This is a genomic window from Bradyrhizobium sp. Rc3b (assembly GCF_900114915.1).
Classification (GTDB): Bacteria; Pseudomonadota; Alphaproteobacteria; order Rhizobiales; family Xanthobacteraceae; genus Bradyrhizobium.
In genome coordinates, this window is sequence record NZ_FOUS01000007.1 from 120,646 (window position 1) to 134,839 (window position 14,194).

Annotated in this window: 12 protein-coding genes; 8 read left to right on the forward strand and 4 right to left on the reverse strand. The window is 64.8% G+C overall.

Features of this window, described 5'->3' with window-relative positions; translation table 11 throughout:
- The gene (locus BM190_RS17685) at positions 1 to 1,677 is read right to left on the reverse strand and encodes a glutamine--tRNA ligase/YqeY domain fusion protein (RefSeq protein ID WP_092257167.1); all 1,677 of its coding nucleotides are present in this window, start codon (positions 1,675 to 1,677) and stop codon (positions 1 to 3) included.
- 167 nt (positions 1,678 to 1,844) lie between these two features.
- Between BM190_RS17685 and gltX the strand changes: the two genes are divergently transcribed.
- From gltX to BM190_RS17725, 8 genes are all read left to right on the forward strand, one after another.
- On the forward strand, positions 1,845 to 3,272 hold the full coding sequence (gene gltX, locus BM190_RS17690; protein WP_092257170.1) for a glutamate--tRNA ligase: 1,428 nt from the start codon (positions 1,845 to 1,847) through the stop codon (positions 3,270 to 3,272).
- Positions 3,273 to 3,419: 147 nt separating this feature from the next.
- Positions 3,420 to 4,724 (forward strand): citrate synthase, encoded by a 1,305-nt coding sequence (gene gltA, locus BM190_RS17695; RefSeq protein WP_018320224.1) that lies wholly within the window; start codon positions 3,420 to 3,422, stop codon positions 4,722 to 4,724.
- A gap of 261 nt (positions 4,725 to 4,985) precedes the next feature.
- Complete coding sequence (locus BM190_RS17700; protein WP_177237159.1) at positions 4,986 to 6,164, forward strand: ROK family transcriptional regulator; 1,179 nt, start codon at positions 4,986 to 4,988, stop codon at positions 6,162 to 6,164.
- A gap of 57 nt (positions 6,165 to 6,221) precedes the next feature.
- A complete protein-coding gene (locus tag BM190_RS17705; RefSeq protein WP_092257175.1) occupies positions 6,222 to 7,508 on the forward strand; it encodes an ABC transporter substrate-binding protein in 1,287 nt (428 codons plus the stop codon).
- A 71-nt stretch (positions 7,509 to 7,579) separates the two neighbouring features.
- Positions 7,580 to 8,428, forward strand: coding sequence for a carbohydrate ABC transporter permease (locus BM190_RS17710; RefSeq protein WP_085964149.1), 849 nt, complete (start codon positions 7,580 to 7,582; stop codon positions 8,426 to 8,428).
- A complete protein-coding gene (locus tag BM190_RS17715; protein ID WP_177237139.1) occupies positions 8,421 to 9,278 on the forward strand; it encodes a carbohydrate ABC transporter permease in 858 nt (285 codons plus the stop codon). Before BM190_RS17710 ends, BM190_RS17715 begins: the two co-directional genes overlap by 8 nt.
- A 10-nt stretch (positions 9,279 to 9,288) precedes the next feature.
- Complete coding sequence (locus BM190_RS17720; RefSeq protein WP_092257180.1) at positions 9,289 to 10,398, forward strand: ABC transporter ATP-binding protein; 1,110 nt, start codon at positions 9,289 to 9,291, stop codon at positions 10,396 to 10,398.
- Entirely contained in the window at positions 10,395 to 11,162 is a 768-nt protein-coding gene (locus BM190_RS17725) for an SDR family NAD(P)-dependent oxidoreductase (RefSeq protein ID WP_092257182.1), read from the forward strand. The genes BM190_RS17720 and BM190_RS17725 overlap by 4 nt, the downstream gene beginning before the upstream one ends.
- 137 nt (positions 11,163 to 11,299) lie before the next feature.
- Here BM190_RS17725 and lpxB read toward each other — a convergent pair whose 3' ends face one another.
- Genes lpxB through lpxA form a run of 3 tightly spaced genes read right to left on the reverse strand, consistent with a single transcriptional unit; the run spans position 11,300 to position 14,143 of the window.
- Positions 11,300 to 12,478, reverse strand: coding sequence for a lipid-A-disaccharide synthase (gene lpxB / locus BM190_RS17730; RefSeq protein WP_092257185.1), 1,179 nt, complete (start codon positions 12,476 to 12,478; stop codon positions 11,300 to 11,302).
- Entirely contained in the window at positions 12,475 to 13,332 is an 858-nt protein-coding gene (locus tag BM190_RS17735; protein ID WP_049814974.1) for an LpxI family protein, read from the reverse strand. The genes lpxB and BM190_RS17735 overlap by 4 nt, the downstream gene beginning before the upstream one ends.
- A gap of 19 nt (positions 13,333 to 13,351) precedes the next feature.
- Positions 13,352 to 14,143, reverse strand: coding sequence for an acyl-ACP--UDP-N-acetylglucosamine O-acyltransferase (gene lpxA / locus BM190_RS17740; protein WP_092257187.1), 792 nt, complete (start codon positions 14,141 to 14,143; stop codon positions 13,352 to 13,354).
- Positions 14,144 to 14,194 lie beyond the last annotated feature (51 nt).

The window sequence follows — 14,194 nt, forward strand, 5'->3', positions numbered from 1 at the left end:
TCAACCTTTCGCGACTTCCTTCGCGAACGTGTCGCGCAGGCCGATGGTGCGTGAGAAAACCGGCTTGCCGGGCGTCGAGTCCTTGTCGCGCACGAAATAGCCCTGGCGCTCGAACTGCATCGGCTCGGTCGAATTGCTCTGTGCGACCGATGCCTCGATCCGCGCGTCCGCGAGGATCTCCAGCGACTGCGGATTGAGATCCGCTGCGAAATTCGAGGCGTCCGGGCTCGGATTGGCGAACAGCTGGTTGTAGATGCGGATCTCCGCGGGCACCGAATTCGCCGCCGGCAGCCAGTGCATCGTCGCCTTGACCTTGCGGCCGTCGGGCGCGTTGCCGCCCTTGGTCGCGGGATCGTAGGTGCAGCGCAGCTCCACCACCTCGCCCTTATCGTTCTTGATCACGCCCGTGCACTTGACGAAATAGGCGTAGCGCAGCCGCACCTCGTTGCCCGGCGACAGGCGGAAGAACTTCTTCGGCGGATTCTCCATGAAGTCGTCCTGCTCGATATAGAGCTCGCGGCCGAACGTGATTTTCCGCGTGCCCGCCGAGGGATCGTCCGGATGGTTGATCGCCTCGAGCTCCTCGGTCTGCCCTTCCGGATAGTTCTCGATCACCACCTTGAGCGGGCGCAGCACGCCCATGCGTCGCTGCGACGTGCGGTTCAGCTCCTCGCGGATGCAGAACTCGAGCATGCCGACGTCGACCACGCTGTTGGCCTTGGCAACGCCGATGCGCTTGACGAATTCACGCAGCGCGGCCGGCGGCACGCCGCGGCGGCGCATCCCCGCCATGGTCGGCATGCGCGGATCGTCCCAGCCTGCGACATGGCCGTCGCGGACGAGCTGGGTCAGCACGCGCTTGGACAGCAGCGTATAGGTCAGGTTGAGCCGCGCGAATTCATACTGGTGCGGCTGCGACGGCACCGGCAGTTTTTCGATGAACCAGTCGTAGAGCGGCCGGTGGTCCTCGAACTCCAGCGTGCAGATCGAATGCGTGATGCCTTCAATGGCGTCCGACTGGCCGTGGGCGTAATCGTAGCTCGGATAGATGTGCCACTTGGTGCCGGTGCGCGGATGATGCGCATGCAGGATACGGTACAGCACCGGATCGCGCAGATTGATGTTGCCCGCGGCCATGTCGATCTTGGCCCGCAGCACCCGCGTGCCGTTCGGGAATTCACCGGCCTTCATGCGGCGGAACAGGTCGAGGTTTTCGTCCACACTGCGGTCGCGGAACGGCGAATTCTTGCCGGGCTCGGTCAGCGTGCCGCGCGCGAGGCGGATCTCCTCCTGGGTCTGGTCGTCGACATAGGCGAGCCCGTCGCGGATCAGCTGCTCCGCCCATTCGTACAGGCGCTCGAAATAGTCCGAGGCAAAGAACAGGTTCTTGCCCCAGTCGAAGCCGAGCCAGCGCACGTCGGCCTGGATGGAATCGATATATTCCTGCTCTTCCTTGACCGGGTTGGTGTCGTCGAAACGCAGATGGCAGCGGCCCGGAAACTCCTGGGCGATGCCGAAATTGAGCGCGATCGACTTGGCATGGCCGATATGCAAATAGCCGTTCGGCTCCGGCGGGAACCGGGTCACGATCTCCCTGTATTTGCCCTGATCGAGGTCGGCCTGGATGATGTCACGAATGAAATCGCGCCCAACCTCAGCTGCCACCGGTTCTGTCATTACGAAAATCCTGTCGGGAAATCAGCGGTTCTTCTGCCAAATTCGGGAGGCTGAGCCAAGAGCTTAAGCAAGGCACCAAGCAGGGCCTGGCAGGTCCGCCAGCGGGCTTTGTTTATGTCCCGTTCCTGCTATACACCACCGCCTCCAAAGCATAGGCCCTGCCAAGAATGACCGATTCCGTCGTCACGCGCTTCGCTCCCTCGCCGACCGGCTTCCTCCACATCGGGGGTGCCCGCACCGCGCTGTTCAACTGGCTGTACGCGAAGAAGCACGGCGGCAAGATGCTGCTCCGGATCGAGGACACCGACAGGGAGCGTTCCACGGAGGCTGCGATCGGCGCCATTCTCGACGGTCTGAAATGGCTGGAGCTCGGCTGGGACGGCGAGGTCATCTACCAGTTCAGCCGCGCCGCGCGCCACCGCGAGGTCGCCGAGCAGCTGCTCGCCGACGGCAAGGCCTATCGCTGCTACGCCACCGCCGAGGAACTCGCCGCCATGCGCGAGAAGGCGCGCGCGGAAGGGCGCACCCGCCTCTATGACGGGATGTGGCGCGACCGCGATCCCGCGACAGCCCCGTCCGACGTCAAGCCGACGATCCGCCTGCGCGCGCCGCAGACCGGCGAGACCGTGATCGAGGACCAGGTCCAGGGCCGCGTCGTCTGGCAGAACGAGAACCTCGACGACCTCGTGCTTTTGCGCGGCGATGGCAACCCGACCTACATGCTCGCTGTGGTGGTCGACGACCACGACATGGGCGTCACCCATGTGATCCGCGGCGACGATCATCTGATCAACGCCGCGCGCCAGAAGCAGATCTACGATGCGATGGGATGGGCTCTGCCGAGCATGTCCCACATTCCGCTGATCCACGGCCCGGACGGCTCGAAGCTCTCCAAGCGCCACGGCGCGCTCGGCGTCGATGCCTACCGCGCCATGGGATATTTGCCGGCCGCGCTACGCAATTACCTCGTCCGGCTCGGCTGGAGCCATGGCGACCAGGAGATCTTCTCGACCGAGGAGATGATCGCGGCGTTCGACCTCGCCAGCGTCGGCCGTGCCGCCGCCCGCTTCGATTTCGCCAAGCTGGAAAACCTCAACGGCCACTACATCCGCCACGCCGACGATCAATCACTCGTGAAGATGTTCGAGGACGTGCTCGACCATCTCGTGCCCGCACGCGACGAGCTCAAGGCCAAGTTAAACGACACTACGCGCGCCCAGCTTCTCAAGGCCATGCCGGCCCTGAAGGAGCGCGCCAAGACGCTGATCGAGCTGATCGACAGCGCTTATTTCATCTTCGCCGACCGGCCGCTGGAGCTCGATCCCAAGGCGCAAGCGCTGCTGACGCCAGAGAACCGCAAGCTGATCGGCCAGCTTCATTCCGCGCTGGAGAAAGTCGAGACGTGGAGCGGCGCCACCACCGAAGCTGCGCTGCGCGCTTTTGCCGAGGAAAATAGTCTCAAGCTCGGCGCGGTCGCCCAACCCTTGCGGGCCGCGCTGACCGGACGGACGACGTCGCCTGGTATATTTGAGGTTTTGGACGTCCTGGGACGCCAGGAAAGCCTCGGCCGGCTTAAAGATCAGTCTACGACGTAAGTCGAGCATGCGTGCGGCGATCTTGCAGCGCACACAGCAATAATATACCCATCTCCCCCGTACCTTCTGGAACATCCGGCCTGCCCCATCATCTCGCAAAGGGGGCCTCCGGCTCCGGCCCGCTTCACATTTCATCGGGGACCTACGATGGACGCAAAACCGAGCAATAAGACCGCTACGCTGACGGTCGGAAACAAGAACTACGATCTCCCGATCCACAGCGGCAGCGTCGGGCCTGATGTCATCGATATCGGCAAGCTCTACGGTCAGTCCGGCCTGTTCACCTACGATCCCGGCTTCACCTCCACCGCGAGCTGCCAGTCCAAGATCACCTATATCGACGGCGACGCGGGCGTGCTGGAATACCGCGGCTACCCGATCGAGCAGCTCGCCGAGAACGGTGACTTCCTCGAGACCTGCTATCTCCTGCTGTTTGGGGATCTGCCGACCGCCGCGCAGAAAAAGGATTTCGACGACCGCGTGACCCATCACACGATGGTGCACGAGCAGATGGCCCGTTTCTTCCAAGGCTTCCGTCGCGACGCCCATCCAATGGCGATCATGGTGGCTGCGGTCGGCGCGCTCGCCGCGTTCTATCACGACTCCACCGACATCAACGATCCGAAGCAGCGCATGATCGCTTCCATGCGCATGATCGCCAAGATCCCGACCCTGGCGGCGATGGCCTACAAGTACACGGTCGGCCAGCCCTTCGTGTACCCGAAGAACTCGCTCAAGTTCGCCGAGAACTTCCTGCACATGTGCTTCGCCGTGCCGTGCGAGGACTACAAGATCAACCCAGTGCTGGCTGACGCGCTGGACAAGATCTTCATCCTGCACGCCGACCACGAGCAGAACGCCTCGACCTCGACGGTGCGCATCGCCGGCTCGTCCGGCGCCAACCCGTTCGCCTGCATCGCCGCCGGCATCGCGTGCCTGTGGGGGCCGGCGCATGGCGGCGCCAACGAAGCAGCCCTCGCGATGCTCGCCGAGATCGGCTCCGTGGACAAGATTCCCGAATTCATCGCCAAGGTGAAGGACAAGAACTCCGAAGTGCGCCTGATGGGCTTCGGTCATCGCGTCTACAAGAACTACGATCCGCGCGCCAAGATCATGCAGAAGATGTGTCACGCCGTGCTCAAGGAGACCGGCCATGGCGACGATCCGATGCTGAAGGTGGCGCTCGAGCTCGAGAAGATCGCGCTCAGCGACCAGTACTTCATCGACCGCAAGCTCTACCCGAACGTCGACTTCTATTCGGGCATCACACTGAAGGCGATGGGCTTCCCGGTCTCGATGTTCACCGTGCTGTTCGCGGTCGCCCGCACCGTGGGCTGGATCAGCCAGTGGAGCGAGATGATCGAGGACCCGCAGCAGAAGATCGGCCGCCCGCGCCAGCTCTACACCGGCGTCACCCGCCGCGACTACGTCGCGATCAAGGATCGCAAGTAAGCTCCAAGCCGATACGGCTTTCGAAGCGGCGCCATCGCAGGATGGCGCCGTTTTTGTTTTGGGGCGGTGCCGTAGGTGGGCAAAGCGCAACAGATACGAAGTCGTGGGCACGCTTCGCATTGCCCACCCTACGAGACCAATCGGGCCGTGACACTCTTGCTGCCGCGCACAACAACAAGTCCACGCTTACGGCTGCAAACGCCTTGACAGTCAGAGCGCTCCGCGCGCAAATTCTTACACTAAGTAAGAATGACGACAGGGATGGAAATGCCGGAGCAGCCGAGAAGTCGGCGGCAGACGCGCGCTGCCATTTTGACCCATCTGCTCCAGTCGGGCGGCTCGTTTCGCCCGCCGCTGGCCAAGGCCGTGCGCCTGTCCGAAGCGAGCCTGTCGCGCATCCTGCTTGACCTGAAAGCCGAAGGCCTGATCGAGGAAGTACGGCGCCCTGCCCCTTACGTCGGCGGCCCGACTGGCCTCGTGTCGCTGGATGGAGCGGTCGCCCTCGCAGCCTTCGAGCTGACCGCTCAGCACCTCAGCGTCGGCGTCGGCGGCCTGTCGGGCGAGCTGCACTACACCGAGCGCGTACCGCTGCCGAAGACGCCGACCGTCGAGACCGTCGGCCGGGTCTTTCGCGAAGCGATGACATTGTTGCGCGACTGGACGCGGCGCCGCCACGTCGTCCTTTCGCAGGTCGGCGTCTCCATTCCGGGCCTCGGCCGGCTCAGCGCCGCGGGTAATCCCATCATTCCCTGTGACGTCGGGCGCATCAGCGACATGTTCGGCGAGACGTTCGCCGACGTGCCCGTCGAATTCACCAATTCGGTCGTGGCGCACGCCACATTCCATCGCTGTCGCACGGAAAACTATCCGTTCAATGACACGCACCTGTTCGTGTTTGTCAGCCATGGCGTTGCGGGCGCCTGGATGGATGATCCCGCCGAGACCGACGCGCTCCAGCCGATCGAGCTCGGTCACATGGTGTTTGGCGAAGGCGGACCGCGCTGTCGCTGCGGCCACCTCGGCTGTGTCGAGGCTTATACCTCGCTTCCGGCGCTGGCCGAGCTTCTCGGCGTGCCCGAGCCGGAGTTGCTCCAGCTCGGCAGCGATTGGGTGACTGCGATCCCGATCTCCTCGCGCGTGCGCCAGGAGCTGCGGCATCGCCTGTATCGCCTTGGGCTCGCGATCGGCAACACGCTGAACGTCAAGCCCTGCCACGGCGTCGCCATCTCCGGCTGGCCTTCGCTCCTTGCGGAAGGCGATCGGAAAGCGCTGGTCGAGGGCGTCGATGCCTGCCTGCTCGGCGGCCGCAAGCATGCGCAGGTGTCGCTGGCTTTCGTGCCGCCGTCGAACGGCAATGATCCCAGGGCCGCGCTGTCCTTCGCCGCGTTCTGCCTCGCCTGCCGCGGCGGCATGCCGGCCGCGTCGACGGAGGCCGCCTGAGATGGCCTGAAGCTGCGCGGCTCGCGCGCAAGAGAGTTCACACCGGGAGGAACTGCCATGCCGATCACGACAACAAGGCGCCGTCTGCTCGCTGGATCCGCTGCCGCGCTCGCACTGCCCGCCTTTGCCCGCGCGCAAGGCGCGGTCAAGCCGCGCCTGACCGCGATCTCACAATGGTCCGCGGGCAGCGACGGGGCGGCCATCACCGCGCTCGGCAAGAAGTTCGAGGAGAAAGGCGGCGTCTGGCAGCACTCGCCCGTCCCCGGTTTCACCACCGAGATGATGAACAAGCTGCGCGCTCAGATCATGGCCGGCGATCCGCCGGCCTGCTCGCAGCTCAAGGGTCCCGAGATCGCAGCCTGGTCGAAGATTGCCCCGACTGTCGATCTCGACGCCGTGGTCGCGGCCGCCGGCTATGAGAAAGTTGTCGCGCCGGACCTTGCGAAATTGCACAAGCCGGGCGGCAAATGGATCGCACTGCCGTTGCAGATCTACAGCACCAACATGCTGTTTCTCTCCAAACGCGCGATGGACAAGGCCAAGGCCGACAAGGTCCCCGTCACCTGGGCTGACTTCAACGACCTCGCCGACAAGATGAAAGCGGGCGGCGTCCCCTATCCCGTCGCCAACGGCGGCACCCGCCCCGACGACGGGCAAAAATTCGAGGCCGCCCTGGCCGGCATTAGTCCCCTCGCATACCGCGCCGCCATCATGAATCTCGAGAAGAAAGCCCTGGAGGGCCCCGAGATCAAGGCTGCGTTCGCGCAGGTGCGAAAGATCGCCGACTGGATGGACCCCAATGTCGGCGCCCAGCACTTCTCGACCAACCTCAAGCGCTTTATCGACGGCGACATGGGCATGATGATCATGGGCGGCTGGGCGCAGGGCGTGTTGCGCAATGCCGGCTTCAAGTTCGAGGACTTCATGATCGCGCCAGGTCCGAGCGACAATAGCAAGCCGGTGTTCCTGTTGAACGCCGATGCCTTCATCTTCTGGCAGCGCAAGGAGCCCGACCTGCAGGCCGGCCAGACCCTGATGGCCCAGCTCGTCATGGATCCGGCGATCCAGACCATGTATTCGCAGATCACGGGATCGATCCCCGTGCGCACCGACGTCGATTTGTCCGGCGAAGGCTGGTCGGACGGTCAACGGCGGACCGCGGCAGCCCTGAAGGACGCCATCGCCAGCAACCAGGCGGTCCTGAGCCTTGCGCACAACATGGCGCAGGAGAACGGGATGACCGCGGCGATGATCGACGTGATCACGGAGTACGTGAAGAACAAGACGATCAAGCCCGAGCAGGCGGCCACCCGCCTCGCCGAGGCCGTCGAGGGCGCGCGTTGACCAATGCCGCCGCGATAAGACCGGGCCGGCCGGCGCTTCCCGAATGGGTGCGCCGGCTGCCCGAATATCTGATGATCTGGGTGCCGCTGCTGCTGTCCGCCGCGCACCTCGTCTCGTTCTCGCTGTGGACGATCTGGATCTCGTTCACGCCATCGACGCTGATCCCCGTCTCGGGCTGGGTGGGGCTGCGCAACTACTCGGCGGTCGCGGCGTCGCGGAATTGGCAGATCGCCTTCGACAATCTGCTGCTTTTTGGCAGCGCTTTCGTGCTGCTGAGCTTGGTGACCGGCCTCGCTCTTGCGATCCTGCTGGATCAGCGCATTCGCGGCGAGAACCTGCTGCGATCCATCTTCCTCTATCCCCTTGCGGTGTCGTTCGTGGTCACCGGCACGGTCTGGAGCTGGCTGCTCAATCCTGGCCTTGGAATCCAGAAGCTCGTCCACGACCTCGGCTGGACCTCCTTCAAGTTCGACTGGCTGATCGACCGCGACATGGCGATCTGGACCATCGTGATCGCCGCGATCTGGCAATCCTCGGGCTTCGCCATGGCGCTGTTCCTTGCCGGCCTTCGCTCCGTCGACACCGACATCATCAAGGCCGCGCAGATCGACGGCGCGGGACCGATCCGAATTTACCGGCGCATCATTCTGCCGTCGCTTTGGCCGATCACCATCACCGTCGTCGTGATCCAGTTGCAGTTCGCGATTTCGACGTTCGACCTCGTCCGCGCGCTCACCAATGGCGGGCCGGGAATCGCGACCCAGCTGCCGGCACTCGTCGTCTACGACCTGATGTTCCAGCGCAGCCTGCTCGGCCGGGGCGCGGCGGCGGCGGTTCTCATGCTGCTCATTCTTCTCGCGGTGCTGCTGCCGTATGCGGCGTGGCGATATGTTCAGCGACGGCGGGCCGCCCATGCGTGAGCGGACCTTCGCACCAAGCCGGATCTTGATCTACCTCATCGTCCTGCTGATCGCTGCGGCATGGCTCGCGCCATTGGCTGTTGTAGTGCTGAACTCGCTCCGCAGCAACGAGGAAATCGCGCAGGGCTCGATGATCGGCTGGCCGCAGCACTGGGCCTGGAGCAACTACCTGGCTGCCTGGAGCGGCTTCTGCGTCGCCGAGACCTGCGCCGGCATCCGGCCGTACATGCTGAACTCCGCCCTCGTCACGATTCCTGCGACGATCTTCTCGACCATGCTCGGTGCCGTCGCCGGCTACGCCGTGTCGCTCTGGCGTTTTCGCGGCGACACCTGGATCTACGGCATCGTGACCCTCGGCCTGTTCCTTCCCCAGCAGATGCGCCTGCTGCCCTGGACCATCGTGCTGCGCGACATCGGTCTCATCAACACGCTGGCGGGCCTCGTGCTGATTCACACGATCCAGGGGCTCTCCTTCACCACGCTGTTCTGCCGCAATTATTATGTCGCCATCCCCCATGAATTGATCAGGGCCGCGCGCATCGACGGCGCCGGGTTCTTCCGCATCTTCTGGCGCATCATCCTGCCGCTCTCGCCGCCGATCCTGATCGTCACCGTAATCTGGCAGTTCACGCATATCTGGAACGAGTTCCTCTATGGCGTGACGTTCACGAGCGGCCAGCAGCAGCCTGTCACCGCCGCTCTCATCGCGCTGTCCGCTGCAGTCGCAGACATCCCGCAGCACGGCGTGCAGAGCGCCGCGGTGATCATCGCGGCGCTCCCGACGCTGTTGATCTATCTCCTCGGCGGCAAATACTTCGTCCGCGGCCTGACTGCCGGGGCCGTGAAATGATGGAGTTGTCATGGCAGCACTGAGCATTCGAACCCTGTCGAAGCGCTACGCCAATCTGGAGGTGCTGAAGGGCGTCGATCTCGACATCGAAAGCGGCGAGTTCACGGTGCTGGTCGGGCCATCCGGCTGCGGCAAGTCTACGCTGCTCAACATCGTCGCCGGGCTCGATCATCCGAGCGCAGGGACCGTCGAGATCGGCGGACGCGTGGTCAATGACGTCCCGCCCAAGGATCGGGACATCGCCATGGTGTTCCAGTCCTATGCGCTCTACCCGTCGATGACGGTACGCCAGAACATCACCTTCGGCATGGAATGCCGTCACGTACCCAAAGCGGAGCAAGACACTGCGGTCGCGAATGTCGCGAAACTGCTCCAGATCGAGGCACTGCTCGGCCGCAAGCCATCGCAGCTCTCCGGCGGCCAGCGTCAGCGGGTGGCGATGGGCCGTGCGCTGGTGCGCGATCCCCTGCTCTTCCTGTTCGACGAGCCGCTGTCCAATCTCGACGCAAAACTGCGCGTCGAGATGCGGATGGAGATCAAGCGGCTGCACCAGCGCATCGGCGCGACCATCATCTACGTCACCCACGACCAGATCGAGGCGATGACGATGGCGACCCGGATCGCCGTGATGCATCGCGGCGTGGTGCAGCAGTTTGCCGATCCCGATACCGTGTACCGCTATCCCGCCAATCTGTTCGTCGCACGCTTCATGGGCTCGCCGCCGATGAACACCATGCCGGCGCGGCTCGAGGCTGACGCCGGTGGTCCTGTGGTCGTGATTGGCGCGGGGCGGCCGGACGAAGTTCGCCTTCGTCTGCAGGGATACGATGCCGCAGCACCTTATCTCGGCCGCGAGGTGGTGTTCGGGATCAGGCCGGAATGCATCGCGGAGGGCAACCGCGTGTTCTCCGGCGGTGCACCCATCGTCGTCCACGCGCCGGTGGAGATGGTCGAGCCCACCGGCGCCGAAACCATCGTGCTGCTGCGGCTCGGCGGCGAGTCCGCGCTGGCGCGCATCACGCCGGACATACGCCCCCCGCCGGGGACGGCGGCCCCCTTTGCGCTCGATACGCGCCGCATTTGCCTGTTCGACCCCGAGACGGAGCGACTGATCGCATGACAAAGACGAGCTATGCCGGACTTGCGGACCGCGTCGTACTGATCACCGGCGGCGCCAGCGGCATCGGGGCCGCCTTCGTGCGCGCCTTCGTGGCGCAGGGGGCGCGCGTTGCGTTCCTCGATGTGGATGAAGAAGCCGGCGGGGCGCTGGTCGCGGAGGTGAGCGCTGCGTCCGAAACCGCGCCCTTGTTCTTGCCATGCGACCTCCTGGACATCGAGGCCTTGCGCGCCGGCATGGCACAGGTGCAGCGATCGCTCGGGGATGCCGCAGTGCTCGTCAACAACGCCGCTAATGATCAACGCCAGGTGCTGGCCGAAGTGACGCCGGCAGAGTTCGACTGGATGATCGGCGTTAATCTCAAGCACGTCTTCTTTGCCGCGCAAGCGGTGGTGCCGCAGATGCAGGCGCGCGGCGGCGGCTCGATCATCAACATGTCCTCGATCGCCTGGATGCGCGGGGCGCCGGGGCTGCCGGTCTACGCCGGGGCAAAGGCGGCGATCGTCGGTTTCACCAACTCGCTCGCCCGGCTGGTCGGCCCCGACCGCATCCGCGTCAATGCGATTGCACCGGGCATGGTGATCACCGAGCGCCAGCGCCGGCTGTGGTATCCGGACGAGCAGGTCATCGTCGAGATGCGCTCGCGGCAGGCCGTACCAGACGCAGTGACGCCCGAGGACGTCGCCAATATGGCGCTGTTCCTCGCCTCCGACGAAAGCCAGCGCATCACCAGCCAGTGTTTTCGGGTGGATGCAGGACTTGCGTAGAACTTGATCCGGCCACAATGGCGCAACGTTCACGGTCTCGTAGGGTGGGCAAAGCGAAGCGTGCCCACGAATTCTTCTCATCGCGACGAATCGTGGGCACGGCGCGACGCGCCTTTGCCCACCCTACGAGACCTCTGTTACCGCCGTCCTTTGCGCATCGTTGCCAGCACGATGTCGGCCGCAAGCACGCTCGGTGACTTGTTGCCGGTCGACATGATCTGATCGAGCTGGGCAAAGGCCTCGACCTGCTGCTTGCGCAGCGGCGAATCCGTCAGCACCTCGGCGAGCGCCGGCGCCAGTTTCTCCGGCGTGCACTCCTCCTGCAGATACTCCGGAATCACATCCCTGCCGATCACGAGATTGGCGAGGATCACCGAGGAGACGCGGATCGCGCGGCGCAGGATGAAGGCCTCGATTGCACCGACGCGGTAGGCTGTCACCATCGGAATACCCGACAGTGCGAGCTCCAGCGTCACCGTACCGGACTTGGCCAGCGCCGCACGCGCGATCCGGAACACGGCGCGCTTCTCGTTCTCGCCGGTCACAACCCTTGGCTTGACCGGCCAGCTCGCGATGCCCTCGCGGATGGTGGCTTCCAGATGCGGCATCGTCGGCAGTATCAGTTCGAAGGCACGGCCTTCCGCCTGCAAGCGGCCGAGCACCCGGCCAAACACGTCGAGATGGTGCCTGACCTCGCTGCGGCGGCTGCCGGGCAGCACCAGCAGCACCGGCGGCTCACTGTCGCGGCGTGCCTGCTCCTCTGCGTTCGGCCGCAGCGAGGCCAATTGCTCGATGAGGGGATGGCCGACATAGCTGCATGGCGGTCCGCCGAGCTTGCGGTATTCCTCGGGCTCGAACGGCAGCAGACCGAGCACATGGTCGACATATCCGAGCATGGTCCGCGCCCGCCCCGGCCGCCACGCCCAGAGCTGCGGCGAGACGTAATCGACAACCGGGATCTCAGGATTCTTCGCGCGCACGCTGCGGGCGACGCGATGGGTGAAGTCGGGACTGTCGATGATGACGAGCGCGTCCGGCGCCGCCTCGGCCACGGCGTCGGCCGTCTCGCGGATCAGCCGCAGAATTTTCGGCAATTGCTGCACCACCGCGGCGAAGCCGACGATCGACAGCTCCTCGATCGGAAACAGCGATTCCAGCCCCTCGCGCGCCATGGTACGGCCGCCGATGCCGACGAACTGCACGCCGTCGCCGAGGCGCTGACGCAGCACCTTCATCAAGGCACTGCCGAGCCGGTCGCCGGACTCCTCCGTGGCGATCAGGAAGATCTTGCGCTTGGGATCGCGCGACTGCATCACGCCGGCAGTCCGATGACGAAGAGATATTTGGCGTCCGCGAGGCCGATCATCGCCTGCGGTTCGGCGGCGATGGTGTTGCCGGCGATGACGGCGAGGCCCGCAAGGCCGGCCGCCGCGACGCCCTCGATGGTGCGCGGGCCGATCGTCGGCAGGTCGAAGCGCAGATCCTGGCCGCTCTTCGGCGCCTTCACCAGAACGCCGCGGCCGGCGGCCGCGCGAATGCGTCCCTCCTCGCGCAGCCGCGCGACGCGCGCGAGCAGCGCGTCGGTGCCCTCGATGTCCTCGACCGCCACCACATGGCCGTCGATCACCACCGCAGCCTGGCCGATGTCGAACGGGCCGAGCGCGGTCAGCACCGCGCGGCCGCGCGCGATGTCGGTCTTGCTGGTATCGCTGGGCCAGGCGCGACTGATGCAGCCTTCGGGCATCAGGAGATCGGGTGCGAGGTCCTTGATGCCGACCATGCGAAAGCCGTCCTGCTCGAGGATGCGGCCGACGCCGGACAGGAGATGATCGTCGCCGCCGCGAAAGGCGCGGATGACATTGCCGAGCAGCCGCATCGTCTTGACGTCGAACCGGATCTCGGAGAGCGAGGGCCGCACCAATGTGCCGATGAAGATCAGGTCGCGGCACCCCTCCTCGCGGAACAGCCGCATTGCGCGACCGAGCTGGCCGACCGAGATCCAGCGATGGCGGAATTTCTCCACCCGCGCGGGATCGCAGGCCCCGCGCAGCGGAAACAGCACCGGCGTGATGCCGCGGGCGGCAAGCGAGTCGGCAACCGCAAACGGCATCGCGCCTCCGCCGGCGACGATGCCGACCGGCGATGAGATGTCCGACGCCGCCGATGTCATGTCCGCGGCCATCCCGAAATCACTTCGCAATGGCGGGAAGACAGAGCGGGCGCTTGCCCTTGCCGATGAAGTCGAGGATTTCGGCGATCGCCGGATCTTCGCCCGCGAGCGGGCGCGCCGACTCCAGCCGCTCGGCGAAGGTACCGGGCCCATGGAAGAGCTTTTGATAGAACCCGCGCACCGTCGCCAGTCGCTGCTTGGTGAACTTGCGCCGCTTCATGCCGATCAGGTTGAGGCTTTCGAGCACCGCATACTGGCCGTTAACGAGCCCATACGGGATGACATCGTCGCGCACGCCGCAGACCCCTCCGACCATCACATATGGACCGATGCGCGTGAACTGGTGCACTGCGGAGAGGCCGCCGATATAGACGGCGTCGCCGATCTCGCAGTGCCCGCCGAGCGTCGCCGAGGTCGCAAAGATCACGTTGTTGCCGACTATGCAGTCATGGCCGACATGGCTGTTGTTCATGAAGTAGCCGCCGTTGCCGACGCGCGTTAGGCCGCCGCCCTTGATGGTGCCGACGTTCATCGTCGCGCCTTCGCGGATGACGCAGCCAGAGCCGATCTCGAGCCTCGTCGGCTCGCCCTTGTAGCTGAGATCCTGGGGCGCGCCGCCGAGCACCGCGAACGGCGAGATCACGCCGCCGTCCCCGATCGATGTATGGCCGATGACGGTAACATGCCCAATGAGCTTGCAGTTCGCGCCGATCACGACATTTGAGCCGATGATGCAATACGGCCCGATCTCGGTGCCCTCGCCGATCACGGCGCCGTCCTCAACCCGTGCGGTGGGATCAATCTTGCTCATCAAGCAATCTTACTCGTCAAGAAGGTCTGGTTATGCATTGAAGTCGCTCAG